Annotated in this window: 26 protein-coding genes; 11 read left to right on the forward strand and 15 right to left on the reverse strand. The window is 72.5% G+C overall.

What is annotated here, in order from left to right; translation table 11 throughout:
* Positions 1-182: 182 nt before the first annotated feature.
* The gene (locus ABTZ99_RS16815; RefSeq protein WP_499612101.1) at positions 183-587 is read right to left on the reverse strand and encodes a DUF3224 domain-containing protein; all 405 of its coding nucleotides are present in this window, start codon (positions 585-587) and stop codon (positions 183-185) included.
* Between the two features lie 49 nt (positions 588-636).
* Between ABTZ99_RS16815 and ABTZ99_RS16820 the strand changes: the two genes are divergently transcribed.
* Positions 637-1596 (forward strand): helix-turn-helix transcriptional regulator, encoded by a 960-nt coding sequence (locus ABTZ99_RS16820; protein WP_498783920.1) that lies wholly within the window; start codon positions 637-639, stop codon positions 1594-1596.
* 141 nt (positions 1597-1737) lie between these two features.
* On the opposite strand, the gene ABTZ99_RS16825 is transcribed toward ABTZ99_RS16820, so the two are convergent.
* The 3 genes from ABTZ99_RS16825 to ABTZ99_RS16835 all read right to left on the reverse strand — a co-directional run bounded on the left by ABTZ99_RS16825 (position 1738) and on the right by ABTZ99_RS16835 (position 5398).
* Positions 1738-2271 carry a hypothetical protein gene (locus tag ABTZ99_RS16825; protein ID WP_498783921.1) on the reverse strand — a complete coding sequence of 178 codons (534 nt, stop codon included), beginning with the start codon at positions 2269-2271 and terminating at the stop codon, positions 1738-1740.
* Between the two features lie 422 nt (positions 2272-2693).
* A complete protein-coding gene (locus ABTZ99_RS16830; RefSeq protein ID WP_498783923.1) occupies positions 2694-4475 on the reverse strand; it encodes a substrate-binding domain-containing protein in 1782 nt (593 codons plus the stop codon).
* Positions 4476-4573: 98 nt separating this feature from the next.
* Positions 4574-5398, reverse strand: coding sequence for a 3-methyladenine DNA glycosylase (locus ABTZ99_RS16835; RefSeq protein ID WP_498783927.1), 825 nt, complete (start codon positions 5396-5398; stop codon positions 4574-4576).
* A 297-nt stretch (positions 5399-5695) separates the two neighbouring features.
* On the opposite strand from ABTZ99_RS16835, the gene ABTZ99_RS16840 reads away from it, so the two are divergent.
* Positions 5696-7036: an MFS transporter gene (locus tag ABTZ99_RS16840; RefSeq protein ID WP_499612104.1), complete on the forward strand. Its 1341-nt coding sequence runs from the start codon at positions 5696-5698 to the stop codon at positions 7034-7036.
* 435 nt (positions 7037-7471) lie between these two features.
* Here the strand turns inward: ABTZ99_RS16840 and ABTZ99_RS16845 are convergent, their stop codons facing one another.
* The 3 genes from ABTZ99_RS16845 to ABTZ99_RS16855 form a co-directional block, all read right to left on the reverse strand.
* On the reverse strand, positions 7472-7741 hold the full coding sequence (locus ABTZ99_RS16845; RefSeq protein ID WP_498776846.1) for a hypothetical protein: 270 nt from the start codon (positions 7739-7741) through the stop codon (positions 7472-7474).
* Positions 7742-7802: 61 nt separating this feature from the next.
* Complete coding sequence (locus tag ABTZ99_RS16850) at positions 7803-8735, reverse strand: CU044_5270 family protein (RefSeq protein ID WP_498776848.1); 933 nt, start codon at positions 8733-8735, stop codon at positions 7803-7805.
* Positions 8728-9297 (reverse strand): RNA polymerase sigma factor, encoded by a 570-nt coding sequence (locus ABTZ99_RS16855; protein ID WP_499612106.1) that lies wholly within the window; start codon positions 9295-9297, stop codon positions 8728-8730. Before ABTZ99_RS16855 ends, ABTZ99_RS16850 begins: the two co-directional genes overlap by 8 nt.
* Positions 9298-9455: 158 nt before the next feature.
* Between ABTZ99_RS16855 and ABTZ99_RS16860 the strand changes: the two genes are divergently transcribed.
* The gene (locus ABTZ99_RS16860; RefSeq protein ID WP_498776852.1) at positions 9456-10118 is read left to right on the forward strand and encodes an LmbU family transcriptional regulator; all 663 of its coding nucleotides are present in this window, start codon (positions 9456-9458) and stop codon (positions 10116-10118) included.
* Here ABTZ99_RS16860 and ABTZ99_RS16865 read toward each other — a convergent pair.
* From ABTZ99_RS16865 to ABTZ99_RS16885, 5 genes are all read right to left on the reverse strand, one after another.
* Positions 10087-10539 carry a nuclear transport factor 2 family protein gene (locus ABTZ99_RS16865; RefSeq protein ID WP_499612108.1) on the reverse strand — a complete coding sequence of 151 codons (453 nt, stop codon included), beginning with the start codon at positions 10537-10539 and terminating at the stop codon, positions 10087-10089. The two genes, ABTZ99_RS16860 and ABTZ99_RS16865, sit on opposite strands and share 32 nt — an antisense overlap.
* 63 nt (positions 10540-10602) lie before the next feature.
* Positions 10603-11637 carry a hemolysin family protein gene (locus ABTZ99_RS16870; RefSeq protein ID WP_498776856.1) on the reverse strand — a complete coding sequence of 345 codons (1035 nt, stop codon included), beginning with the start codon at positions 11635-11637 and terminating at the stop codon, positions 10603-10605.
* Positions 11634-12974: a hemolysin family protein gene (locus ABTZ99_RS16875; RefSeq protein WP_499612110.1), complete on the reverse strand. Its 1341-nt coding sequence runs from the start codon at positions 12972-12974 to the stop codon at positions 11634-11636. The genes ABTZ99_RS16870 and ABTZ99_RS16875 overlap by 4 nt, the downstream gene beginning before the upstream one ends.
* Before the next feature lie 151 nt (positions 12975-13125).
* Positions 13126-14166, reverse strand: a complete 1041-nt coding sequence (locus tag ABTZ99_RS16880) for a LacI family DNA-binding transcriptional regulator (protein ID WP_498776860.1) — start codon at positions 14164-14166, stop codon at positions 13126-13128.
* A 114-nt stretch (positions 14167-14280) separates the two neighbouring features.
* Complete coding sequence (locus tag ABTZ99_RS16885) at positions 14281-14889, reverse strand: TetR/AcrR family transcriptional regulator (RefSeq protein WP_499612112.1); 609 nt, start codon at positions 14887-14889, stop codon at positions 14281-14283.
* Positions 14890-14954: 65 nt separating this feature from the next.
* Between ABTZ99_RS16885 and ABTZ99_RS16890 the strand changes: the two genes are divergently transcribed.
* The 4 genes from ABTZ99_RS16890 (at position 14955) to ABTZ99_RS16905 (ending at position 18930) form a co-directional block, all read left to right on the forward strand.
* Positions 14955-15719: an SDR family oxidoreductase gene (locus ABTZ99_RS16890; RefSeq protein WP_499612114.1), complete on the forward strand. Its 765-nt coding sequence runs from the start codon at positions 14955-14957 to the stop codon at positions 15717-15719.
* A 126-nt stretch (positions 15720-15845) separates the two neighbouring features.
* Positions 15846-16985, forward strand: a complete 1140-nt coding sequence (locus ABTZ99_RS16895) for a Gfo/Idh/MocA family protein (protein WP_498776866.1) — start codon at positions 15846-15848, stop codon at positions 16983-16985.
* Entirely contained in the window at positions 16982-18100 is a 1119-nt protein-coding gene (locus ABTZ99_RS16900) for a dihydrodipicolinate synthase family protein (protein ID WP_499612116.1), read from the forward strand. The genes ABTZ99_RS16895 and ABTZ99_RS16900 overlap by 4 nt, the downstream gene beginning before the upstream one ends.
* Complete coding sequence (locus ABTZ99_RS16905) at positions 18097-18930, forward strand: sugar phosphate isomerase/epimerase family protein (protein WP_499612118.1); 834 nt, start codon at positions 18097-18099, stop codon at positions 18928-18930. Before ABTZ99_RS16900 ends, ABTZ99_RS16905 begins: the two co-directional genes overlap by 4 nt.
* On the opposite strand, the gene ABTZ99_RS16910 is transcribed toward ABTZ99_RS16905, so the two are convergent.
* Positions 18927-20249 (reverse strand): Dyp-type peroxidase, encoded by a 1323-nt coding sequence (locus ABTZ99_RS16910; protein WP_499612120.1) that lies wholly within the window; start codon positions 20247-20249, stop codon positions 18927-18929. The genes ABTZ99_RS16905 and ABTZ99_RS16910 overlap by 4 nt on opposite strands.
* Before the next feature lie 124 nt (positions 20250-20373).
* Here ABTZ99_RS16910 and ABTZ99_RS16915 point away from each other — a divergent pair, with 124 nt between their 5' ends.
* A complete protein-coding gene (locus ABTZ99_RS16915) occupies positions 20374-21213 on the forward strand; it encodes a PP2C family protein-serine/threonine phosphatase (protein ID WP_499612121.1) in 840 nt (279 codons plus the stop codon).
* A 35-nt stretch (positions 21214-21248) separates the two neighbouring features.
* On the opposite strand, the gene ABTZ99_RS16920 is transcribed toward ABTZ99_RS16915, so the two are convergent.
* Positions 21249-21515 (reverse strand): hypothetical protein, encoded by a 267-nt coding sequence (locus ABTZ99_RS16920; RefSeq protein ID WP_498776876.1) that lies wholly within the window; start codon positions 21513-21515, stop codon positions 21249-21251.
* 168 nt (positions 21516-21683) lie between these two features.
* Here ABTZ99_RS16920 and ABTZ99_RS16925 point away from each other — a divergent pair, with 168 nt between their 5' ends.
* Both ABTZ99_RS16925 and ABTZ99_RS16930 read left to right on the forward strand, forming a co-directional pair.
* Positions 21684-22559 carry a helix-turn-helix domain-containing protein gene (locus ABTZ99_RS16925; protein WP_499612123.1) on the forward strand — a complete coding sequence of 292 codons (876 nt, stop codon included), beginning with the start codon at positions 21684-21686 and terminating at the stop codon, positions 22557-22559.
* The gene (locus tag ABTZ99_RS16930) at positions 22556-22729 is read left to right on the forward strand and encodes a DUF397 domain-containing protein (protein WP_499612125.1); all 174 of its coding nucleotides are present in this window, start codon (positions 22556-22558) and stop codon (positions 22727-22729) included. The genes ABTZ99_RS16925 and ABTZ99_RS16930 overlap by 4 nt, the downstream gene beginning before the upstream one ends.
* 9 nt (positions 22730-22738) lie before the next feature.
* Here ABTZ99_RS16930 and ABTZ99_RS16935 read toward each other — a convergent pair whose 3' ends face one another.
* On the reverse strand, positions 22739-23347 hold the full coding sequence (locus ABTZ99_RS16935; protein ID WP_499612127.1) for a helix-turn-helix transcriptional regulator: 609 nt from the start codon (positions 23345-23347) through the stop codon (positions 22739-22741).
* A gap of 222 nt (positions 23348-23569) precedes the next feature.
* Between ABTZ99_RS16935 and ABTZ99_RS16940 the strand changes: the two genes are divergently transcribed.
* Positions 23570-23959 (forward strand): tautomerase family protein, encoded by a 390-nt coding sequence (locus ABTZ99_RS16940; protein ID WP_499612129.1) that lies wholly within the window; start codon positions 23570-23572, stop codon positions 23957-23959.
* The last annotated feature ends 202 nt before the right edge of the window (positions 23960-24161 follow it).

Raw genomic sequence — 24161 nt, forward strand, 5'->3', positions numbered from 1 at the left:
GCCCCGATTCTGTCGGTGGGTGCCTCTAACGTCTGCCCCCGTGCGGCACCGTCGTGGCTCAGCCGGTCGCACGCGCAGCGGGCTGTCGCAGGGCGCCACGACGAACCCCTCACCCACGAGGTCGCGCGGACCAGTCGAGTGATTACGCACTGTCACCCGATCGGGTTTCCGGACGTCGACGATCAGGCGAGCTCGTAGTCCAGTTCGAACCGTCCCGGCTCGCCTTGGGCCCACGTGATCCGGCCCGTGCCGGTGAGGCCCGCCAGCTCGCCGGTGGCGGAGGTGATGGTGACGGTGGCGTCCGCCACGCCGTCGTGGAAGCCGCCGACGTGGTGCAGGACGAAGCTGCCGGTGCGGCCGTTCAGGGCCCCGGTGACGACCTCGTAGCCGGTCGAGGCGCAGGAGTCGTCGTCCGGGTACGACATGACGAAGCGCAGGTCGCCCACGGCTTCCAGGTCACCGGTGTAGGTGGCCGTCATGCCGCCGACCGTCTGCTTCGGGCCGGTGACCTCGTCGTAGCGCTTGCCGTCCCACGTGTGCTCGTCCCAGCTCTTCATCTCCGCGCGTGCGGTGGCGTGTGTGGTCATGGGGTGGAGCCTGCCGGACGTACCTGACAGTTCCTGTCAGGATGGTCCGATGCGCGCCAGTCGGTTGCTGTCCCTGCTCCTCCTGCTCCAGTCGCGCGGCCGGATGACGGCGCAGGAGCTGGCGGACGAGCTGGAGGTCTCGGTCCGCACCGTGTACCGCGACGTGGAGGCGCTCGGCGCGTCCGGCGTGCCCGTGTACGCCGACCGCGGGCCGGCGGGTGGCTACCGGCTGGTCGACGGGTACCGCACCCGGCTGACGGGGTTGACCACCGAGGAGGCCGACTCGCTGTTCCTGGCGGGTATGCCCGGCCCGGCGGCGGAACTCGGGTTGGGCGCGGTGGTGGCGGCGGCGCAGCTCAAGGTGCTCGCCGCGCTCCCGCCGGAGCTGCGGTCGCGGGCGTCGCGGGTCCGGGAGAGGTTCCACCTGGACGCGCCCGGCTGGTTCCGCGGCAACGAGGGGACGCCGCACGTGGCCGAGATCGCGGAGGCGGTGTGGCAGCAGCGGCGGCTGCGGATCCGGTACGTGCGGTGGGCGGGGGTCGAGGTGGAGCGGACGGTCGAGCCGCTCGGGCTCGTGCTCAAGGCCGGCACCTGGTACCTCGTCGCCCGGACGGACGGCCTGCGCACGTACCGGGTCTCGCGGGTGCTGGAGCTGACCGCGCTGGACGAGCCGTTCGACCGGCCCGAGGGGTTCGACCTGGTCGAGTACTGGGCCGGCTGGTCGGAGCGGTTCGAGGAGCGGATGTACCCGATGCGGGTCACGGTCCGGATGACGCCGGACGGGCTGCGCGGCGCCCGGGTCCTGCTCGGCCTCGTCGCCGCCCGGGAGTTGGAGGGCGTGGAACCGGAGGGGGAGTGGACGACCGTCCGGGTGCCGGTCGAGTCGCTGGACCACGCGCTGGTGGACCTGCTGCGCCTCGGGCCCGAGGTGGACGTGGTGGAGCCGCCGGAGCTGCGCGAACGCGTCATCGCCCGGATCGCGGCGATGGCCGCCGTCTACCAGCGCTGACGGTCGCCGGCCGGCGCTGGTGGTTGCTGATCGGCGTTGACGGGCGCTGGCGGGCGCTGGCGGGCGTTGACGGGCGTTGGAGGGCGCTGGCGGGTGCTGACCGGGAGGGAGGCGCGCCCCGGCGGGGACGCGCCTTCCGGGTCAATCGATCGTCGTGGCGTTGCTGTAGTTGCAGATGGCCGGCGCCATCACCTGCGCGGCGCTGCCCCAGCCGGCGCACTGGTAGGACGAGTGGCCGTACCAGTTGTGGCCGAACTCGTGGGCGGCCAGGAGGGCGTCGTCGTTCACGCCGCCCATGTAGAGCGCGATCCGCTGGCCCGCGCCCCAGTTGCAGCCGACCACCCGACTGCCGCCGCCGCAGTCGGTGATGTAGCCGTTGCGGCACTCGACCGGGGTGCCGCTGGAGCTCTCGGTCAGCCCGCTCCACGCCCGCGCGCCGGTGCGGATCGCCGACGCGTACGGCGAGCAGGAGCTGAGGATGCGGTACGTCCGGGGGTTCGGCACGGGCCACGCCGCCGCCGTGGGACCTTCGGACAGCACCTCGGCAGGCGCCGCCGCCAATTCCACGGCACTGGTGCCGTGCCCTTCCACGGTGAACGCGCTTTGCGAGCTCGGCGCCACGAGAACGGCGAGCACCAGCGCCAGCAGGGCAGGCGCCAAGAAGAGTTTCCTCACCTTGTTCGTCCTTTCGTGTGCAGGGATCTCGACGTTGTGCAGGGACGTCGAAGCACTCGAAGTTACGAGACCATTGGGCGCCGATCAACCGGGTCGGACCGCGATTGATCAGCGCGGAAACGATCAGATTACGGCCACCGGCCAGGGGTGATCCGATTCCGGGAAAGATCGGAAATGCGTCTGGTGTGAATTTAACAGGTCGAATGGCGCGGTCAGGTCCGTCGATCGGCGCAATTCGACGCGATGTCGCCACGCGCCGCAGCCGTCGTTCGCGGAAATGGGGTCACCGCGGCGACGGCTGCGGCCGTTCGAGTGCCGAGGCGCGTGGTCCCGGTCGCCGTGAGCAGCCGTCGAGGCCGGCCCAGCCGCTTCGGCCGCGATCAGTCGGCCGCGATCAGTCGGCGGAGATCAGTCGGCGGAGATCAGTCGGCCGAGAGGAGCTGGCCGAGGGCGGCGTCCACGCCGCGGCCGTCCTCGACCACCGACAGCGTGCCGCCGGTGGACCGGGCCAGCTCCGACAGCGGCGCGCGTTCCGGGTCGGGACCGAGCGCGATGACGCTGATCGCGATGTCCTTGCCCGGCTGCTTGAGCGACGCGAGCCGCGACGTCAGCTCCTCGAACGTCAGCCCGCCGTCGTTCACGCCGTCGGTGAGCACCACGATCCGGTTGCGCTTGCCGTCCTGGTAGTCGGCCAGCACCCGCTCGTACAGCGCGAGCACGCTGGTGTAGAGCTGCGTGGCGCTGCGGGGCTCCAGCTCGGCGACGCCGTCCAGCAGCGCCTGCCGCTGGGTGGCGACCGGTCCGGTGGCGACGAGCTGCCGGTACGGCTTGTCGCCGTCGAGCTGCCGGGAGAACTCCCACAGCCCGAGCGACCCGGACACCGACCGGTTGACCTGCCCGGACAGCGCCTGCTTCACCCAGTCCATCCGGCTGCGGCCCTCGCCGCCCGGCTCCTCCATCGACTTCGACGTGTCCACCAGCACGGTGACGACCTGGCCGTTGTCGGCGGTCGCCCACGCGGCCGAGATCTGCTGCGTCGTGTTGGCGTCGGCGGAGGTGAGCGTGTCGGTGACGGCGGCCCAGCGGATGCCGGGCGACGGCTTGGGCCGCTCGGTGGTCGCCTCGACCCGCAGGCCCGCGCCCGCCAGGATCTTCTGCTGGTCCGGCTCGCGCAGGAACTCCCGGAACGCCTGGGCCGCGCGCACCTGGGCCTCGCCGACCCAGTCGCCGGCCAGCGGCACGAACGGGAAGTCCGCGATCGGCGTCGGCCCGCCCGCCGCCACCCCGTACAGGGGCTGCGACGGCGCCGTGCCGCTGTCCTTGCCGGTGTTGTGCCGGTACAGGTCCACCTCGAACACCGGCACCGCGCTGTACCCGGCCGCGTTCACCGCGTCGCCGTCGGACAGCGCCTTCAACGCCTCCCACGTGCTCGCGGGCGTGTGCTCGGGCTTGGACGCCGACAGCCGGCTCATCGTGCTCTTCACCGGTTCCAGCGCCAGCATCTCGGTGGTGACGGGGCCCTTGCCCTCGGGGCTCGCGCCCGCCAGCGCCGCCTGCACGGCCATCGCGGTCGCCGTGCTCGCGGTCGGGTCGGGCATGGCGACGGTGAACCGGCCCCACTCGGGGTGGCCGAACCGGCCCCAGCCGTCCGCCGCGCCCGCGAGGTCGGGCAGGTCGGTCCAGCGGAACCCGGAGCCGGACTGCACCGCCTGCGCCGCGTCCTGGGGCAGGGCGAGCAGCACGGGGCTGGCCGCGATCGACTCGGGAACCGCGCCGAGCAGGGCGGCGTTCTGCGCGGCGAGGCGGTTGGCCCACAGCATCGAGTCGGTGACCCACGCGTGCGGCCGTTCGCCGATCTTGGCGGTGTCCCAGCCCTGGGTGAGGCCGTGCAGCACGACCTCGGAGTCGATCGACTGCACCTCGATCTCGATGCAGTGGTCGTAGACGACGGGCCGCTGCCTGCTCCACGCCTCGGCGACCTGCTTGACCGCCTCGGCGACGCTGGGCGTCGAGGAGACCCGGAGCAGCGCCTGGCCCTCGTGGCAGTCGCCCGCCTGGGCCGCGGCACGGCGTTCCACCAGCCCGCCGACCCAGTTCCAGCCGAGCCACCCGAGCACGATGAGGACCACCAAGCCGACGATGGCCACGGGCCACGTCGCGATGCCGCGCCGCACCTTCGTCCGCAGCGCGCGGTGTCGAGACATCGTCTTCCCTCTCAGCGTCCGACCGGATACGGCTGGCGAATCCCGACCGGCGTCACGCTAACAGGTGACGTCTGCGGATCGGGTGAAGTTACTCCAGGTCATCGAGCGGCGACGGCCGCCGTCGCGAGCACGCGGCTCAGCTCGATCAGCCTGGCCCTCAGCGGCGCGGCGGCCTCGGCGAACGCGCTCTGCCGCCGGACGTACTCGGCGCGGCCCTCGGCGGTCTCGATCGGCACCGGCTCGTAGCCGAGGTCGGCCAGGTCGTACGGGCTGGCCCGCATGTCCAGCTCGCGGATCCGCACGGCCAGCTCGAAGCAGTCCGCGACCAGCTCCGACGGCGTGGCCGGGTCGAGCTTGTAGGCCCACTTGAACAGGTCCATGTTCGCGTGCAGGCAGCCCGGCTGCTCCAGTTCGACCTGCGTCTCGCGGGTCGGCTGCACCGCGTTGCGCGGCCGTGCGTCCGGGGTGAAGAAGCGGAACGCGTCGAAGTGCCCGCACTGCACCCGGTGCGACTCGACCACCCGGTCGGTGCCCTCGCTGCCCAGCCGCAACGGCCACGCGTCGTGCCGCACCTGCTCCGGCCGCTGCCGGTAGACCATCGCCCACTCGTGCAGCCCGAAGCAGCCGAGCCGGGGCGCGCGGCCGGCGGTCGCGGTGAGCAGGCGGCCGGCGAACTCGATCGTGTTGGCCCGTTCCCGTGCGAACGCCTCGACGTCCAGCGTCACGCCGTCGGTGGTGCGCCGGTAGACGGGCCACTTCAGGTAGGCGAGGGCGGCGTCGCCTTCGAGGACCACGCCGGGGCCGGGGTGCCAGCGCTCCAGCCGTGACGGGCGGTGCGAGTAGTAGGAGAACAGGAAGTCCAGCACCGGGTGCTTGCGGCCGGCGGCCTTGCGCTCGTGGTGCGGCCCGGTCCAGCGCCTCATCCGGGCCGCGTGCGCGTCACGGCGCGCGGTCCACTCCGATTGCGACAAAACGACCCCCACGAGATGACAGGGTACTTCGGGTCGGGCGGGGGTCGGTCCGAGCCCGGTGCGTGACGAGATCGACTCACGTTCGGTGCGGGTCGGTGGGACCTGGCGGTGGGCTGCTGGGCGGGACTGGTCTCAGGTGAAGTTGAGCAGGCGGTGTTTGGTCCGCGCGATTCGGTGGCGTTTTTTGCATGGGTGCACTACACGCTAAAAGGACTGGCGTTGTCGGCACATGTTGGCAGGGTGTGGACCATGTCCAGGGGGTGGGTGCGGCTGCAGGCCGTCGTGGTGTCCGGTTCGGTGGCCGAAGGCCTGATGTTGTCGGTGTTGCCGTGGATCGCGGCGACGATCACGTCCGACCCGCGGCAGCTGTCGCTGGTCAACGTGGTCGGCCAGTCGCCGTGGCTGTTGTTCTCGCTGGTGGCGGGCGTGCTGATCGACCGGGTGCGGCGCAGCGCCATGCTGACGTGGGCGTACGCGGTGCAGGGGTGCGCGGCGCTGTCGATCGCGGTGGCGGGCGTGACGGACGCGTTGAGCCTGCCGCTGCTGGTGGTCGTGGCGTTCGTGGTGACGTCGGCGCAGGTGCTCGGTGACGGCACGACGGGCGCGTTGGTGCCCGAGGTGGTGGAGCAGGGGCGGTTGGCGGCGGCGAACACGCGGCTGATCGTGATCGACCGGGGCGTGGTGCAGTTCGCCGTGCCGCCGGTGGCGGGTTTCCTGGTGGCGTTCGGCCTCGGCACGCCCGCTTGGGTCGCCGTCGTGGCCGCTGTGGTGGCGTTGTTGCTGGTCCGGGGGCTGCGTTCGGCTCGGGTGTCGGGGGCGGTGTCCGGGGCGGGGACGGTGTCGGGGGCGGGGGCGGGGGCGGGGGCGGGGGAAGCGTCGGCGAAGAAGCACCCGTTGCGTGACATCGGTGAGGGGTTGAGGTTCCTGGTCCGCACGCGGCTGCTGTTGTCGATCACGGTGGCGGTGGCGCTCGGGTCGTTCGCGGCGAGCGCCACGATGTCGATGTTCGTGCTGTACGCCAAGGAGTTGCTGGGGCTCGGCGCGGTCGGCTACGGCGTGATGCAGGCGGCGATGGCGGCCGGGTGGGTGGCGTCGTCGTTCGTGGTCGCCCGGGTGGTGCACCGGCTCGGGTACGCGTGGTCGATGCGGCTCGCCCAGGTCGGGATGGTGGTGACCGTCGCGCTGTTCGTCGTGCTGCCGCCGTGGGCGTGGGCGATCGGGGCGGTGATGTTCGTGCAGTCGGCGATCGTGATGGTGTGGAACGTCTGCTCGCAGTCCAGCCGGCAGCTCTTCACGCCGTCCGCGCTGCTCGGGCGGGTGCTCACCAGCCATCGTGCGCTGGCGTGGGGACTGACGCCGCTGGGCGCGCTGGCGGGCGGTTTCGTCGCCGCGGGGTTCGGGTTGCGCGCGGTGTGGGTGATGGCCGCGGTGATCCAGGTCGGCGCCCTGATCACCGCGTGGCGCGGCCTCTCGCCGAGGGCGTTCAGGGAGGCGGAGTTGGTGGCGGCGGGTGAGGTGAAGAGCGGTGAAGATCAGGGGCAGGGGAAGGGGAAGGGGAAGGGGAAGGGGCAGGAAGTCGGTCACGCCTAGGTCGTGTTCCGGACGGCGAGATGACTCCGCTCAGTGCGGGAGCGGCACGTTGCGTGGTCGGAAAGGGAATCGGAAAGGGAAAGAGTCCTCGCCGGACGGGCAGATCAGCAGGATGACGGGCCGGTGGGTAGTTCGGCGGCGGGTCCGTTGTGGGTCGGGTTTCGTGTCATCCCACCGACCTCCCTACGGGCTACCACACGTATCAAGGGGGGCGACATCAGTGGACAGTGCGGGCATCGGTGAACAGCGCCCCCCTTGACACGCGCGGTAGGGCGGAGCCAGGTCGGCGGGATGACACGAAGCCCTTCCTTTTGGGGAAGGGCGTGTCAGTGGACGGTGCCTGGGGCTGGTGTTGGGTGGGCTGCGCAGGCGTCCCCGGCAAGGGGACCCCTGTTTTTATTTTGCCGGCGAGGTCTGACAATTTGAGGCGGTCGGTTAGAGCGGGGGGATCAGGCCTGGGAATTTGCGGGCGCCCACGCAGTGTGGGCACTCGCGGCCGTTGTCGACGGTTCGCGGGGTGCCCCCGATCACGGCGGAGGTCGGGTTGGCGATGAACCCCGCCCCGCCGCACAGGTGGCAGATGGTGCGGGGTTCCGAGGTCACGCCGAACAGGTCGTCCTCGTCCTCGACGTCATCGTCGTCGAACCCGTCCTCGTCCTCATCGGGGTCGAAGTCGTCCTCGTCGTCATCCTCACGCGGATCCACGTGACCAACCGTAGTCGGGTGGGACCGGGCGCGCCCCGGCGGACCGGTCCCACCCGCGGGGTCACGGCAGCTGCCCCACCTGGTCCACCACTGCCCGCGCGGTGATGGCGTGGAAGTTCGTGCCGAGCAGCTCGTAGGTCTTCGCGTCGAACACGATCACCACCGGCTTGGCCTTCGGCGACGAACCCGGCGGCACGGGCCACGTGATGCCGACCCCCGGCCGACCCGCCGCGTCACGAGCGTCCGCCACCACCGTCAGCCCCGGCACGCGAGCCGCCGCCTCGTACAGCGCCGCCCTGCTCAACGGCGGCAGGAGCGACTCGTTGATCAGGCCGAGGACGTCCTTGCCGCGCGCGTTGACGCTGCCCGGCTCGCCGCTGGCGTTCGCGTCGAGGTAGGCCAGCATCCCGTCCACGTCGGTCGGCAGGTCGGACCGGTACGCCGGGCGCGGCTCGCACGGCTCCGTGCCGAGCACCACGGCAGGATCCTTGAAGACCTCCTGCTGCCCGTTCACGCACCCCGGGAACCGGGACGTCGTGCCGTCGGGGTGCTTGAGCAGGCCGTCGTGGGTGCCGTCGACCGACAGCCAGATCTCCCGGGCCGGCTCCGGGCCCGCCTCGCTGCGCGTGTACACGAACTGGTCCGGGCGGGGCGGCGCGGACGGATCGGCGCGGGCCGCCCTGGCGGCGAACGCCAGCAGCCGCACGGGGTCGGTCACCGGCTCGGCCACCGGGGACGTCGTGGACGTGGTCAACGCCTGGCCACCCGGCGCGGGCTGACCGGAGGGCAGCAGCGTGATCGTCGCCGCCACGGCCGCCGCCAGGCCGATCGCCGACGCGCCGACCAGCGAGTACCTGGACCGGCGCTTGCGCAGCCGCACCGTGCCCCGTTCGGCGATGCCGGCCAGCAACGCCGCCCGCGCGGGCGCCAGCGCCGCCTCGTCCGGCAACGGCGTCTCGTCGCCCAGTTCGCGCAAAAGCTGCAGGTCATCCATTGTTCAGCAACTCCTCGACCTCGGTGGGGTTCCGCCCGCCCAACGCCTCCCTGACCTTGCGCCGGGCCCGGTGCAAGCGGGACCGCACCGTGCCGACGGGGATCGTCAGCGCCGCCGCGACCTCCTCGTAGCCCAGCTGTTCCCACGCCACGAGCAGCAGCACGTCGCGGTCCTCGGCGGACAGCCCGTCCAGCGCGCCCGCCAGCCGCGACCGCACGGCCCACGCGGTCACCTCGGCGGCGACGCGGTCCGAGTGGTCGTGCTCGGCGAGGTCCGCCGAACGCTCCCGGTAACGGCGCGCCTCGTGCCTGCGGTGCTGTCCGACGAGGTTGGTCGCGATGCCGTACAGCCACGGCCGGGCGTCCGGTCTGGCCGGGTCGTAGCGCTGCCGCTTGTCGAACGCGGTCAGGAACGTCTCGGCCACGAGGTCGTCCGCGACCTGCGCGCCGAGCCTGCGCTCGAGGTACCGCCGGATGTGCGGCGCGTGCCGGTCGAAGATCGCCGCGAAGGCGTCCGGCTCGTGCCGCGACCGGTCGATGATCTCGGCGTCGGTGGGTGTCATGGTGGCCTTTCCGGCTGGTTCCCGGTGAAGGGCGGTCACCCGTTATCCGCCGCCCGGCCCGATCGGGTTCACGGTGTGAGCGGAAGTTGACCGGTGTGTGAGGCCCCCTGGAGTAACAAGAACACCCATAAGCTGATCAGGGGGAGCAAGTGGACAAGGTGAACGCAGTGCAGCGCCGTCGTCCCGGCGGCGCGGTCGAAGGCCGGATCCTCACCACGCCGGTGGGGCTGGCGTTCCCTCGGGACGTCACGTTCGAGACGTGGGAGCAGGCGGGTCAGCGGATCTCCCGCATCGCCAGCTCGTCGGCCTGGTACCTGGGTGACTGGCTGGTCTTCGGGCAGGACAAGTACACGGACAGGTACCGCCGGGCGGTCGAGGCCGTGGGGCTGGACTACCAGACGCTGCGCAACTACGCGTGGATCGCGCGGAAGTTCGAGCCGTCACGGCGTCGTCAGGGCCTGCCGTTCCAGCACCACGCCGAGGTGGCCGCGCTGCCGCCGGCCGAGCAGGACGAGTGGCTCGACCGAGCCCAGCGGGAAGGCTGGTCGCGCACGGCGCTGCGGCGGGCGTTGCGGGAGAGCCGCGACCCGGGCGCGAGGTCCGAGCGGGTGGTGATGCCGCGGGTCAACCCGGGCAGCGACGCGGTGGACCGGTGGCGGCGGGCCGCGATGGCCGCCAACGCCGACTTCGAGGCGTGGATCGTGACGGCCCTCGACCGCGCCGCCGACCAGGACCTCGAGTTGGTCAGCGTGCCGCCGTTGGCGGAACTGCCGGAGGAGCGCGAGTACGTCAGCTTGCCCGCTGTGAGGCCAGCGTCATGATGTGCTGATTGCCCGTGGCCCACGTCGTGGTCATGGTGATCGCGTCGATGCGCCAGCCGCCGTCGGCGCGCACGAGGCCGAAGCGGTAGTGGCCGCCCAGGGTCCAGGTCGGGTCGCCGTGCGGGTTCGCCAGCACGTGCACGGCCTGGAACTGGGCGGTCACCACGGCCCGGTCGCCGTCGACGTCGACCAGGTGGTTGGACACCAGGTGCTGCGTCGCGTCGAGGCCGCCGAGCCCGGCGCGCCACCCGGCGACGACGTCGGCGGCCGCGAGCCGGGCGGGCTCGCCGCCGGTGAGGCTGGTGTAGTCGAGGTCCACCTCGTCGGCGAACACGGTGAGCAGGGCGTCCCAGTCGCGGCGGTCGGCGAACCACGCCATGCGGGTGGTCGCGTCGACGATCTCGAAGCGGTCGTTGATCACGGCGAGAACCTTAGGCGGACGGGCGTGGCGCGGGGCCGGAATCACGGCACCCGCGCCACCCCGTCACAGCTCGCGGCGGACGTGCGTGCCGTCGCGGACGGTGCCGACGTACTCCTCGACCAGGTCCTCCAACGCCACCAGGCCGCGCACGACGCCGTCGGCCGACACGGCCTGCGCCAGGTGGCTCTGCGAGCGCCGCAGCGCCGCCACCGCGTCGTCCAGGCTCGCGTCCACCGGCACCCGCGGCAGGCCGCGGACCCGGCCCGGCGGCACCCGCGTCGACGGGTCGGCGTGCGCCAGGTCCAGCACGTCCTTCACGTGCAGGTAGCCGATCAGCCGGTCGTCCTCGCGCACCGGGAACCGCGAGAAGCCGGTGGCCGACACGGCGGCCTCCACCTCCTCCATGGTCGGCCGCGACGGCACCGACGTGATCCGGTCCAGCGGCACCAGCACGTCGGCCACGGTCCGCTCGGCCGACGACAGCGTCTGCGTCAGCCGCCGGTGCTCGGAGTCCTCCAGCAGGCCCTCCTGCCGCGACTGCCCGATCAGCAGGGCCAGCTCGTCGCGCGTGTAGGCCGACTCCAGCTCGTCCCTCGGCGTCACGCCGACCAGCTTCAGCACCGCCGTCGACACCACGGTGAACCCGCGCAGCAGCGGCGCGACCAGCCGGCAGAACCAGTAGTGCGCGGGCACCAGCAGCAGCGCGGTGCGCTCGGGACCCGCGATGGCCAGGTTCTTCGGCACCATCTCGCCCAGCACGGTGTGCAGCGCCACCACGATGATCAGCGCCAGCGCGAACGCCACGCCGTGCCGCACCGCGTCCGGGATGCCGACGCCGTGGAACGGCGCCTCCAGCAGCGCCGCCACCGCCGGCTCGCCCAGCGCGCCCAGGCCGAGCGAGCACAGCGTGATGCCCAGCTGCGCGCCCGCGATCAGCAGCGGCAGCTCGCGGCCGGCCTTGATCACCGTGCGCGCCCGGCTGCTGCCCGTGTCGGCCAACGCCTCCAGCCGGTCCCGCCGGGCGGTGATGATGGCGAACTCGGCGCCGACGAAGAACGCGTTGCCCGCCAGCAGCAGCATGATCACCAGCACGATCATCGCGACACCCCCGAGTGGTCGGAGGTCGCCGGGTCGACCCGGGCCACCCTCAGCTCGGCGATCCGGTGCCGGTCCATCTGCACCACGGTGATCCGCCAGTCGTCCACCCGGATCTCGTCACCCGCGTCGGGGATCCGGCCCAGGGTGGCCAGCACCAGGCCCGCGACGGTCTCGTAGTCGCCCTCGGGCATCCGGAACCCGGTCGCCTCGGCGATCTCGTCGTCGCGCAGCAGCCCGGACACCAGCCACGCCTCGCCGCCGAGCCGCCGCACCGGCGAGGTCTCCCGCCGGTCGTGCTCGTCCCGCACGTCGCCGACGATCTCCTCGACCAGGTCCTCCAGGGTGACCAGGCCCGCCGTGCCGCCGTACTCGTCGACGACCAGCGCCGTCTGCAGCCCGGAGGCGCGCAGCCGGTCCAGCAGCGCGTCGCCCTCCAAGGTGGCGGGCACCGTCTGCACCGGCCTGGTCAGCGCCGACACCGGCGTGGTCGCCCGCTGCGAGCGGGGCACGCCGAACGCCTGCTTGACGTGCACGATCCCGCGCACCTCGTCCAGGTCGCCGGTGTAGACCGGGAACCGGGAGAACCCCGTCTCCCGCGCCTTGGCGACCAGGTCGAGCACGGTCGCGTCCGAGCGCAGCGACTCGACCCGCACGCGCGGCGTCATCAGCTCCTCCGCCGTGCGGTCGCCGAACCGCAGCGAGCGGTCCAGCAGGGTCGCGGTGCTCGGGTCGATGGTGCCCTGCTCGGCGCTGGAGCGGATCAGCGCGCCCAGCTCCTGCGGCGAGCGGGCCGAGGCCAGCTCCTCCGCGGGCTCGACGCCGAGCCTGCGCACCAGCCAGTTCGCGGTGCCGTTCAGCAGGGTGATCAGCCACTTGAACACCGCGGAGAACCCGGCCTGCACGCCCGCGACGGCACGTGCGGTCGCCAGCGGCTTGGCGATGGCGAGGTTCTTCGGCACCAGCTCGCCGAACACCATCGACAGCGACGTGGCCAGCGCCAGCGCCAGCGTCAACGCGATCGGCCCGGCCACCGACGCGGGCACGCCGGCGCCGGTCAGCGCGGGGGAGATGAGCTGCGCGATGGCGGGTTCGGCGATGTAGCCGGTGATCAGCGTGGTGATGGTGATCGCCAGCTGCGAGCCGGAGAGCTGGAAGGACAGCGACCGGTGCGCCTTCTCCACGGTCCGCGCCTTGGCGTCACCCACTTGGGCGACGTGCGCCTCGACCGTGCTGCGCTCCAGGGCGGTCAGGGAGAACTCGGCGGCGACCGCGATGAACGTGCCGACGGTGAGGAGCACGACGGCGCCGAGGCCGAGCAGGCTGAACAGGATGGTCATCGGACCCACCGGTGGTGGGCGGGGCGGGGCTGGCAGCCGGGTATCGGACCCGGCTCGGTACTGCAGCCCGGTGACTGCGCGTCGCGCACGGAAGGGATCACTCCTCGTGAGGGGTGGTCGAACGGAGTCCAGAATAGAGCGTAATCACCGGTCAGCGCAGTCCGATACCGCTGGGTTGCGAAGTCGACGCCCGGAGCACGACCTCGCCGGCGACCCGGACCGTGCGCGGGGAGGCCACCACGTCGTCGAGCACCAGCCGTGCCGCCCGTTCGCCCATCTCCTCCAGCGGCAGGCGCACGGTGCTCAGCGCCGGCACCAGGTCGCGCAGGGTGGGGATGTCGTCGAACCCGGCGACCGAGACGTCCTCCGGCACCCGCAGGCCGTGTTCGCGCAAGCCCGCCATCGCGCCGAGCGCCATCACGTCGTTCACGGCGAACACGCAGGTCGCGCCGGTGCGCGCGGCGATCAGGTCGGCCACGGCCGCGTGCCCGCCGTCCCGGGTGAAACCGCTCGCGATCACGTTGGCGTCGGGCAGCTCCAGCCCTTCGTCGGCCAGTCCCGCCTTGAACCCGGCCAGCCGGTCGCGCGCCACCAGCAGGTCCGGCGGCCCGGCCAGCACGGCGAACCGGCGGTGGCCGAGCGCGGCCAGCTTGCGCGCCAGCGCACGGGCGCCGGAGCGGTTCGCGGGCACCACCGTGTCCGTGCCGAGCTTGGCCTGGGAGACGCACGCCACCCGGCCGCCCTGCGCGGTGAACGCGGTGATCTCCTCGGCCAGCAGCCGTGACGCCGACCGGTCGGTGGTGCGGCTGCCCGCGATCACCAGGGCACGGGCCCGGTGCGCGCGCAGCGTGTTGACCAGCTCCACCTCGCGGCGCGGGTCGCGGCCGGTCGTGCCGAGCACGACGACCAGCCCGGCGTCCTCGGCGATCCTCGTCACACCGGCGGCGATGCTGGAGAAGTAGGGGTCGGCGATGTCGTGCACGACCAGGCCCACCAGCACGCTGGAGTTGCGGGCCAGCGCCTGCGCCGAGGCGTTGGGCAGGTAGCCGAGCCTGCGCGCGGTGCCGAGCACGCGTTCGCGCAGCTCTTCGCTGACCTGCCGGGTGCTGCCGTTGAGCACGCGTGACGCGGTGGCGAGCGACACGCCCGCGTGCTTCGCCACTTCCGCCAGCGTGACCTGCCGCGACGTCAACGCCGCCTCCTTCGCGTTCCTGGTCGGGCGAGACTAGCCGTTTCGCCGGGCGGGGCGGGCGGGAGTTCGCCAGGTCGGGCCCCCGGTGGGCGCTCGGGGCCGACCGGTGGGCGGTCAGCCGAAGTCGTCGTCGAACGCGGCGGCGAGCGCGGCGGCGATCAGGCCGGGCAGGTCCGGGCGGCCGTCCTCCCGGGCCCACCGCACCAGGGCGACGTGCAGGGCGGCCAGGCAGGCGCCCGCCGCGGCCTGCGCGCGGAACTCCGCCTCCGGGTCCGGCGTGTCGCCGAGCACCGCGTCGACGACGGCCTTCTGCGTGGCGTACTGGCTGTCCAGGTGGCGGGCGCGCAGGGCGGGCGTGTCGACCATCAGCCGGAGGCGGGCGAGGAGCAGGTCGCGTTCCGCCGACGGGGCGCCCTCGGCGGGTCCGACGAGGGAGCGGGTCGCGTCCACCAGGGTCCGCCCGATCCGGAGCACGACGGGCTCGTCGGCCGGCCGGGCCGCGACCCGCTCCGCGAGGAGGTCGTCGTACCGGTCGTGGAGCACCAGGTCTTCCTTGGTCGGGAAGTGCCGGTAGACGGTCATCGGCGAGACGCCGGACGCCCGCGCGACGTCGGTGACGGTGGTCGCGTCGTAGCCGTGCTCGACGAACAGCCGCATGGCCCGCGACTGGATCAGGCGTCGGGTCTCCGCCCGCCGGCGTTCGCGCAGGTTCGGCCCGTTCATGCGGGAGACGATACCGTTATGGTAGTAACTACCAACTAGGGAGTAACTAACATTCAGGAGTGGGCATGGGCAGGCTGGCAGGCAGGACCGCGCTGGTGACCGGGGCGTCGCGTGGCATCGGGCGGGCCATCGCCCGACGCCTCGCCGCCGACGGCGCGGACGTCGCCGTGCACTACGGCAGCGGCGAGTCGGCGGCGGAGGAGACGGTCGCCGCGATCGAGGCGGCCGGTGGGCGCGCCTTCGCGGTCCGGGCGGAGCTGGGCGTGGAAGGCGATGTCGACACCCTGATGGCCGGCCTGGAAAGCGGGCTGGCCGGGCGGGGGCTGGACATCCTGGTCAACAACGCCGCCGCGCCGCCGGCCGGTCCGATCGCGACGGACACCCCCGAGCGGTTCGACCACCTCTTCGCGGTCAACGTCAAGGCGCCGTACTTCCTCGTCCAGCGGGCGCTGCCGCTGCTGCGCGACGGCGGCCGGATCATCACCCTGACCTCGGTCGCCACCAGGGTGGCCAACCCCGGCCAGACGTCCTTCGCCATGGGCAAGGGCGCCCTGGAGACGATGACCCTCACCCTGGCCGGCGCCCTCGGCACCCGCGGGATCACGGTCAACGCGGTCGCTCCCGGCGCCACTCGGACCGACGTGAACGGGGCCGTCTTCGACGCCCCTGGGCTCACGGAGTTCATCACCGGCCAGACCGCGCTCGACCGCCTCGGTCGGGCGGAGGACGTGGCCGACGTCGTCGCCTTCCTCGCCTCCGACGACGCGCGGTGGATCACCGGCCAGGTCCTCGACGCCAGTGGCGGCCTCCACCTCGGCCTCCGGGGCTGAGGTCGGGGGAGCACGCGGGACGCCCCTCGCGGACCGTCGCCGATCCCACCGGGAGGTTGACGTCCGCGAGGAGCCGACCGTAGCGTGTTGGAAAGCGCTTTCCACGAACTTGAGCGGGGTGTACGCATGGCGGTGCGCACGATCGGCGTCGCGTTGAACGGGGTCACGGGGCGGATGGGGTACCGGCAGCACCTCGTCCGGTCGATCCTGGCCCTCCGCGAGCGCGGCGGGATCCGGGTCGGTGACGACGTGCTGGTCCCCGAGCCGCTGCTGGTCGGCCGCAACTCCGCGAAGCTGAAGGAGATCGCCGAGCGGCACGACCTCCCGCGCTGGACCACCGACCTCGACGCGGCGCTCGGCGACCCGGACGTGTCGGTCTACTTCGAGGGCCAGGTCACGTCCGCGCATGCCGCCTCGCTCACCGCGGCGATCGACGCGGGCAAGCACGTCTACAGCGAGAAGCCGGTCGCGGCCACGCCCGAGGAGGTGCTGGAGCTGGCCCGGCACGCCGACGCGGCGGGCGTGAAGCACGGGGTGGTGGCCGACAAGCTCTACCTGCCCGGCATCCGCAAGCTCAAGCGCCTGCTGGACGGCGGCTTCTTCGGCCGCGTGCTGTCCGTGCGCGGCGAGTTCGGCTACTGGGTGTTCGAGGGCGACTGGCAGGCGGCGCAGCGGCCGTCGTGGAACTACCGCGCCGAGGACGGCGGCGGGATCGTGGTGGACATGTTCTGCCACTGGAGCTACCTGCTGGAAGGGCTGCTCGGCCCGGTGGAGGCGGTGACCGCGCGGGCCGTCACGCACGTGCCGACGAGGTGGGACGAGAACGGCGCGCCGTACGCGGCGACGGCCGACGACGCGGCGTACGCGATCTTCGAGATGACCGGCGGCGTGGTGGCGCAGGTGAACTCGTCCTGGGCGACCCGGGTCAACCGCGACGAGCTGGTCGAGTTCCAAGTGGACGGCACGCACGGCAGCGCGGTGGCCGGGCTGCGCAACTGCAAGGTGCAGTCGCGGGAGATCACGCCCAAGCCGGTGTGGGACCCGGACGTGCCCTCGTCGATCGACTTCCGGTCGCTGTGGCAGGAGGTCCCGGACAACGAGGTGTTCGACAACGGGTTCATGGTGCAGTGGGGCGAGTTCCTCAGGCACGTCGCCGTCGACGCGCCGTTCGCGCACGACTTCCACTCCGGCGTGCGCACGGTGCGGCTGGCCGCGCTGGGCCTGGAGTCCTCCCGCACCGGCCGCCGGATCGAGGTGCCGGCATGACCTCCGTGCGGCTGCCCGGCCGGGACGGCGCGTTCCGCGAGCACGAGCTGTCCCCGCCGAGGGCGTGGGACACCGGCGCGTTCACCTCGCGGGTGGCGTTCGCGGCGGCGCACGTGGTCGCGGACCCGTTCGGCGGCAACGGCCCCGGCGCGCCCGCCGTGCTGGACTGGGACGCCACCCTGGCCTACCGCGTGCGGTTGTGGGAGCACGGTTTCGGCGTCGCCGAGGCCATGGACACCGCGCAGCGCGGCATGGGCCTGGACTGGGACACGGCGCTGGAGCTGATCCGGCGCAGCGCCTCGATCGCCTCCGGGAGGCTGGCGGCAGGCGTGGGCACCGACCACGACACCGCGGACCCGTTGACGGCGTACCGGGAGCAGTTGGCGGCCGTCGTCGAGGCGGGCGCGCAGCCGATCCTGATGTGCAGCCGCAAGCTGGCGGCGCAGGCGCGCGGGCCCGAGGACTACCAGAAGGTCTACGGCGCGCTGCTGGAGGAGGTCGACCAGCCGGTGGTCCTGCACTGGCTCGGCACGGCGTTCGACCCGGCGCTGGAGGGCTACTGGGGCTCGTCGGACGTGCCGACGGCGACCGGGCACTTCCTGGACCTGATCAAGGCCTACCCGGACAAGGTCGACGGCGTGAAGGTGTCGCTGCTGGACGCCTCGCACGAGGTCGGGTTGCGGCGGGCGCTGCCGGCCGGCGTGCGCTGCTACACCGGCGACGACTTCCACTACCCGGAGCTGATCGCGGGCGACGGGCACGGGCACAGCGACGCGCTGCTGGGGATCTTCGACGCCATCGCGCCGGCCGCGTCCACCGCGTTGCGGGCGTTGGACGCCGGTGACCGCGCCCGGTACGACGAGGTGCTGGAGCCGACGGTCGCGCTGTCGCGGCACGTCTTCGGCGCGCCGACGTACTACTACAAGACCGGTGTGGTGTTCCTGGCCTGGCTCGGCGGGTTCCAGGACGCGTTCGGCATGGTCGGCGGCCTCCAGTCGGCCCGGGACGTGGTGCACCTCGGCGAGGCGTTGCGGCTGGCGGACCTCGCCGGCCTGCTGCCCGACCCGGACCTCGCCGCCCGGCGGTGGGGACGACTCCTGGACGTGCTGACGTGAGGCTCTCGTTGAACCAGGCCACGGTGAAGCGGGCGTCCGTGCCCGAGGTGGTCGACCTGTGCGTGCGCCACGGGATCGGCGCGGTCGGGCTGTGGCGCGACCCGGTGGCCGAGCACGGGCTGGAGCGGACGGCCGCGCTGGTCGCGTCGGCGGGGCTGGAGGTCTCGTCGCTGTGCCGCGGCGGGTTCTTCACCGGGTTCGACCAGCGGCTGGACGACAACCGGCGGGCGATCGACGAGACCGCCGCGCTGGGCGCGGGGTGCCTGGTGCTGGTGCCCGGCGGCGTGCCGGACCGCGACCTCGTCGCGGCACGGGGGCGCGTCGCGTCGGCGCTGGAAGTGCTGGCGCCGTACGCGGAGGCGGCCGGTGTCCGGTTGGCGGTGGAGCCGATGCACCCGGTGTTCTGCGCCGACCGCGGCGTCGTGTCGACGTTGGGCCAGGCGCTGGAGCTGGCCGCGCCCTACCCCGCGTCGGTGGTCGGCGTCGTCGTGGACGCCCTGCACGTGTGGTGGGACCCGGCGTTGGCGGCCGACGTGCGGCGGGCCGGCCCGCGCATCCACTCCTACCAGGTGTGTGACTGGGTGACGCCGCTGCCTGCCGACGTGCTGCTGGGCCGCGGCCTGCCCGGTGACGGGCACATCGACCTGGTCGGGCTGACCTCGCTCGTCGCCGGGACCGGCTACGACGGGTACGTCGAGGTCGAGGTGTTCAACGAGGAGGTGTGGGCGCGGCCGTTCGACTCGGTCGCGGCGGACCTCGTGCGGCGGCACGCGACGGGGTGGGAGCCGGTCGTGGACGGCGGCCACGACCGACTGCCCGTCACCCCTTAACGGGGCAGCTCGCGACCCGCGGCGAGCAGTCTGAGGGTGCTGACCGACGGCGTCAGCGCGTACAGGGCCCCGGTGGTCCGCACGAAGTCGCCGCCGATCACGGCGTCGACCCCGGTGGGCGCGCCGCGCTCGCCCGGCGCGAAGTCCGGGTTGCGCGCCCACGTCCGCTGGATGTACTCGAACTGCTCCGCCAACGACGTGCAGTGGGCCACGAACACCAGGCCGCGCTCGCCGTCGTCGGCCGCACCGGGTTCGGCGGGGCCGGTGCCGAACGGGATGCCCCGGCGCAGGATCCGGTGCTCCCGGGGCGTGCGGTGCGTGAACGACCTCGGGTTCGTCTTGCGGATGTGGGCCGGGCACGGCGTCGCCGTGCCCGCCGGGTCGTCGGAGTAGTCGAAGTCGTTGTGGCCCAGGCTGGTGGCGAGCGGGCGGCCGTCCGGGTGCCTGCCGATCAGCTCCGGTCCCCGGCCGTGCCGCTCGACGGCGTCCTGCCAGCCGGCCACGTCCTGGGTGAGGCGGCGGACCACCTGGATCGAGCCGTCGGTCAGCCAGGCGGCGGCGTGCGGTCGGGCCGACTCGGCCGGGTGGCCGAAGACGAACTCGCCCGCGTCCACCAGGAGCGTTCCCGGCCGGCCGGCGCGGTGACCCGGCCGTTCGGGGTCCTCGTGGTGGAAGCCGCGCACGCCGGGCTGCGAGATGCCGTGCCGGTAACCGAAGTGCTCGCGCCCGCGCCGGTCACCGGGGAGCGTGGCGGCGCGCTGCTCGTGGACCGTCACGACGCCGAGCAGGGTGTCGAGCACGTCCAGGTTGCGCTCGGTCTCCGCCAGGCGGTCCGGGTCGTCGGACGCGACCGTGACCACGGCGTGGACCCGCTGGTCCGCGCGGCCGAACAGCCAGTGGTCCGGGGCCGAGTCGCCGGTGTCGCCGTTGGCCCGCGCCGCTTGTTCGGCGGTGTGCGGGAAGTGCTCCCGCAGGTCTTCCCGCGTCGCGTCGGGGTTGATGCTCAGCTCGACCAGGCCCTCGGGCGTGAGCGACACCGTCGCCCAGGTGGCGGTCAGCCCTTCGGGGTCGCCGCCGAACATCGTGCGGCCGAGGGAGAAGACCTCGTTGAAGGCCTCCACGTCGGCGGTGGCGCTGACGTGCCCGAGCATGGCGGCGAGCCACGTGCGCCCGAGCCGGTCGTCGGTGAAGCGGACGAACCGGAACAACTGGTGGTCTTTGTTGAACGCGGCCAGGACGTTGCCCTGGATGTCGCGGGACCGGCGCAATGGCGGACGCACCTCCCGCCGTCGTGCGTGCCGGTGCAGCAGGTCGGTCATCGTTCACCCCCTGCCGTACAGGAGCGTCACGGTGCGCGCTGGATACGTCGCGCTGAGTTGGAATCCCCCGACCGTGTAGCGCGTCTACCCCCACAGGTGACGACGACTGCGCGAAGATCCGACCATGACCGACCCGGCCGACCTCGGCGCGCACGTCCAACCGGGAGTGGCGACCTCCCAGGGCCCGAACCGCCCGCTCAACGCCGACGCCCACGCCCTGCACCGGCACCGCGGCACGTTCGCGGCGGCGGTGGTGGACGGGACGGGCTCGACACCGGAGGTCGCCCACTTCGCCCGCGTCGCCGCCTCCGTCGCCGCCCGCGTCGCCGCCCGGGAGACCCCGGTGCTCGGCATCGTCACGGCCGCGATCCCTTATGCCGAGGGGGATGACGACGACAGCGCCGAGCCCAACGGGGCGATCGTCGTGGCCTCGGTGCGAGCGGGCGGGTACTGGCGCGTCGCCTACGCCGGCGACAGCTCCGCCTACGGCCTCAAGGACGACGGCACCCTGCGCCGCTTCACGACCCCGCACACCCTCGGCGAGGAGATGCGGCAACAAGGCGTCCCCGAGGCCGAAGCCGCCGCCCACGACCACAAGCTGCGCCACAACCTGGGTCGCGTCCCGATCTACGGCGTCGAGGGCTTCGAGGCGGTGGCCCGGCTGCTGGTCCTCGCCTCCGACGGCCTCAAGCTGCCCCTCGACGAGTTCCGGGACCTGCTCCTCGAGCACGGCGACGACCCGCAGCGGTGCGCCGAGGAGCTGGTCGCCGCGACCCGCGCGCGCGGCAGCCGTGACGACGTCACGGTCCTGGTCATCCCCCACCCCGACCGCCCTGCGACCACCCGTGTCACCGACGAGAGGAACGACCATGGCGAACGCCGAGCAGAAGAACCCCCAGGACCCGCCGCCGGACGAGAGCCCGACGCAGGAGTTCCCGAAGGTGCCGTCGAAGTAGTCGCCTGACGGAGCCGGGTGGCGCGGCCGCGCCACCCGGCCCCCTAGCCGAGCCACACCAGGTGGGCGCGCCGGGTGCCCGCCGACCGCGAGCTGATCTCGAACAGGACGCGCGCGTTCTCCGCGCTCCGGGAGCTGAGGCGGAAGCCGCCTTCCACCGCGCTGACCTCGGCCCGGTCCTCGAAGGCGACGCCGTAGCCCGCCACCCGGACGCTCTCCCGCTCGCCGTGCTCCTCCACGATGGCGAACAGCCTCGGCGCTTCCTCCTGTGCCACTTCGTGCACCAGCGCGGTGAATTCCTGCTCGGTCATGGTGCTCCTCTCGCCCCACCGGTCCAGGCGGTGGTGGTTACGCTGCGTCGTCGATACCGTGACTGCCCGCAAGGCTGCCGACCTCCGGCGTGGAACGCAAAAAACGCAAAGAGGTGCCTTGCATTCGCCGTGCAGCACTCGTGCAGCATCGAGGGAGGACCGGACGTCGTGGCCGCGAAGAAGAGCACGCCGACCATCAGGTTGCGCCGGTTGGCCGGACAGCTCAGACGACTTCGCGAGAGCACCGGCCTGCGCCGGGAGGACGTGGAAGACCGGACCGGGCTCCACTCCACCACCCTCTACCGCATCGAGACGGCCCGGTCCCGCCCCCAGTACCGGACCTTCGACATGCTGCTCAAGCTGTACGGAGTGCCGACGGACGAACAGATCCGGCTGAAGGCGCTCTACAAGCAGTCGGCCGGTGAGGGGTGGATCCAGCCCTGGCACGAAAGCCTGCGTGAGGAGTACACGACCTACATCAGCTTCGAGCGTGAGGCTCACGGCATCCGCCACTACTCGGCGATGTTCGTCCCCGGCTTGCTTCAGACCGAGGACTACACCCGTGCGGTGGTTCGCGGAATCTCCTACTCGGCATCCCCGGACAAAGTCGAGGACCGGGTGCGCACCCGGATGGAACGACAGGCGGTCCTGACGCAGGAGCGGCCGATCAAGCTCTGGGCGATCATCGACGAGGCCGCGCTGCATCACGAGGTCGGAGGCCGGGACGTCATGCTGGCCCAGCTCGACCGCTTGGGAGAAGCGGCCACAGCTCCGAACACGACGATCCAGGTCGTGCCGTTCAGCGCGGGCGCTCACCTCGGGATGCCGGGTCAGTTCCTCATCCTGGACTTCGATGATCCACTGGACACCGACTTGGTCTACATCGACAGCCAGGCAGGTGAGATATTTTTGGAGTCTGACACCGACATCGAGCGCTTTCGGGACAGCTTCGAACACCTGGTCGCGGTGGCCATGAGCCCTGAGGACTCGGTCGGGCTGATCGCTGAGATCGCCGACTGTCAGGGACGGAGGAGGTACGGGTGACTTTGGCCTGGCGCAAGAGCAGCTACAGCGCGGAAGGCGAATCCTGCGTCGAGGTCGCGCCGCTGGGTGGCGGGGTATCCACGCGCGACTCCAAGAACCCGGCCGGGCCGACGCTGTCGTTCGAGCTCGGACCGTGGCGGAGGTTCCTCGCCGGGCTCGAGAACGGCTGATCGCCCGACTCACGGGAGTGCCGGGGTGCGGTCGACGAGGTCGCACGTCCGGAGCGCGAAGTCCTCGTGGCGGTGCGCGGGTGAGGGCTCGCCGGTCGTTCTGGCGTCGACGATCCGGTCGACGCGGAACGCCCGCTCGGCCTGTCGCAGCCGGCACCAGCCGACGAGGTACCAGTACCGCCCGCGCACCGTGGCGAACCGCACCGGCTCGACCTCGCGCTCGGTGCGGCCACCGTCGCGGTCGAGGTAGGTGAGCCGCAGCACCCGGCGTTCGACGACGGCGTCCTGGATCACCGAGGGGACCGGCGGCGGCTCGTCCGCCGGTCGATCGAGCAGTTGGACCCGGTCGGCCAGGTCGCGTGCGCCGGCGGCGTCACGCGACGACATCGCGGTGACGATCTTGTGGATCGCACTGCGCGCCGCCTGGGCGAACGGGGTGCCCTCGGCGCGGTCGAGTGCCACCGCGACGGCGGTCGCCTCGGCGGGCGTGAAGTTCAGCGGCGGCAGGGTCATGGCCTTGTCCACCGCGTACCCGCCGCGCCGCCCGGTGTCGGCGTAGATCGGCACGCCCGCCTGCGTCAGCGCGTCGATGTCGCGGGCGATGGTGCGCGTGCTCACCTCGTAGCGGGCGGCCAGCTCACGGGGGCGCTGCGCCTGCGCGGCGCGACCGCTCGCAGGTCCTCCACGATGGCGTAGAGCCGATCCGTGCGGTTCATGCTCCCGGACGCTAGCCGGGCCCACCGACACCGGTCCGCGCGGAGGGTTCCGCCGGAAACGCTGACACAGGGGTGTCTCACCGACCGCCCATCGTCGTGCTCACCCGATCGAACGGAGAACGACATGCCTGTCGGATACCTCGACGTGCCCACCGGAGTCGGCGCGGACCGGAAGAGGGCCATGGTGCGAGCGATCTACGAAGCCGTGCACGAGGCCTACCCCTTTCCCGACGACACGCGGATCTTCGTGCGGGAGTGGGCGCTCGACGACGTGAGCCAGAACGGGCTCCTCGGCTCGGAACCGGCGAGGCCGGTGTTCATGGTGCACGTCCCTCCGAGCGCGGAAGTCGACGCCAAGCGGACGATGCTGCGGAAGGTCGCCGCGGCGGTCGGCGACGCCTACGACCTGCCGGACTTCATGACCTTCGTCCACGAGCACCCGCTCGACCTCGTGGCGCTCGACGGCGACCTGCTCTTCGACGACCGGCAGCGGGTCGGGGAAGGCGCGTCCTGAGCGGAGGGTGAGGGCAGCCGCCACGCACGACGGAGCCCGCCCCCGGACAGCGAGCCGGGGGCGGGCTCCGGTGCGCGATCAGCCGCCGTTGCTCGGCTGGTACCGCTGGGCGCGGTAGGTGCGCGGGGTGTTCGCGGTGATGCGGAGGACCGAGTCGTACGACATCGATTCGACCTACGGTGACAGCCTGGGTTGCCAAGAG

It is taken from the genome of Actinosynnema sp. NPDC002837, from assembly GCF_040295345.1.
Taxonomy (GTDB): Bacteria; Actinomycetota; Actinomycetes; order Mycobacteriales; family Pseudonocardiaceae; genus Actinosynnema.

Excerpts from the sequence above, each read along its gene's own strand:
- ABTZ99_RS16920 (WP_498776876.1), bottom strand. The coding sequence starts at position 21,515 with ATGACCGAGCAGGAATTCACCGCGCTGGTGCACGAAGTGGCACAGGAG.
- ABTZ99_RS16815 (WP_499612101.1), bottom strand. The coding sequence starts at position 587 with ATGACCACACACGCCACCGCACGCGCGGAGATGAAGAGCTGGGACGAG.
- ABTZ99_RS16885 (WP_499612112.1), bottom strand. The coding sequence starts at position 14,889 with ATGAACGGGCCGAACCTGCGCGAACGCCGGCGGGCGGAGACCCGACGC.
- ABTZ99_RS16915 (WP_499612121.1), top strand. The coding sequence starts at position 20,374 with ATGACCGACCCGGCCGACCTCGGCGCGCACGTCCAACCGGGAGTGGCG.
- ABTZ99_RS16835 (WP_498783927.1), bottom strand. The coding sequence starts at position 5,398 with ATGAGGCGCTGGACCGGGCCGCACCACGAGCGCAAGGCCGCCGGCCGC.
- ABTZ99_RS16820 (WP_498783920.1), top strand. The coding sequence starts at position 637 with ATGCGCGCCAGTCGGTTGCTGTCCCTGCTCCTCCTGCTCCAGTCGCGC.
- ABTZ99_RS16840 (WP_499612104.1), top strand. The coding sequence starts at position 5,696 with ATGTCCAGGGGGTGGGTGCGGCTGCAGGCCGTCGTGGTGTCCGGTTCG.
- ABTZ99_RS16875 (WP_499612110.1), bottom strand. The coding sequence starts at position 12,974 with ATGACCATCCTGTTCAGCCTGCTCGGCCTCGGCGCCGTCGTGCTCCTC.
- ABTZ99_RS16940 (WP_499612129.1), top strand. The coding sequence starts at position 23,570 with ATGCCTGTCGGATACCTCGACGTGCCCACCGGAGTCGGCGCGGACCGG.
- ABTZ99_RS16855 (WP_499612106.1), bottom strand. The coding sequence starts at position 9,297 with ATGACACCCACCGACGCCGAGATCATCGACCGGTCGCGGCACGAGCCG.
- ABTZ99_RS16900 (WP_499612116.1), top strand. The coding sequence starts at position 16,982 with ATGACCTCCGTGCGGCTGCCCGGCCGGGACGGCGCGTTCCGCGAGCAC.
- ABTZ99_RS16890 (WP_499612114.1), top strand. The coding sequence starts at position 14,955 with ATGGGCAGGCTGGCAGGCAGGACCGCGCTGGTGACCGGGGCGTCGCGT.
- ABTZ99_RS16850 (WP_498776848.1), bottom strand. The coding sequence starts at position 8,735 with ATGGATGACCTGCAGCTTTTGCGCGAACTGGGCGACGAGACGCCGTTG.
- ABTZ99_RS16895 (WP_498776866.1), top strand. The coding sequence starts at position 15,846 with ATGGCGGTGCGCACGATCGGCGTCGCGTTGAACGGGGTCACGGGGCGG.
- ABTZ99_RS16870 (WP_498776856.1), bottom strand. The coding sequence starts at position 11,637 with ATGATCGTGCTGGTGATCATGCTGCTGCTGGCGGGCAACGCGTTCTTC.
- ABTZ99_RS16830 (WP_498783923.1), bottom strand. The coding sequence starts at position 4,475 with ATGTCTCGACACCGCGCGCTGCGGACGAAGGTGCGGCGCGGCATCGCG.
- ABTZ99_RS16910 (WP_499612120.1), bottom strand. The coding sequence starts at position 20,249 with ATGACCGACCTGCTGCACCGGCACGCACGACGGCGGGAGGTGCGTCCG.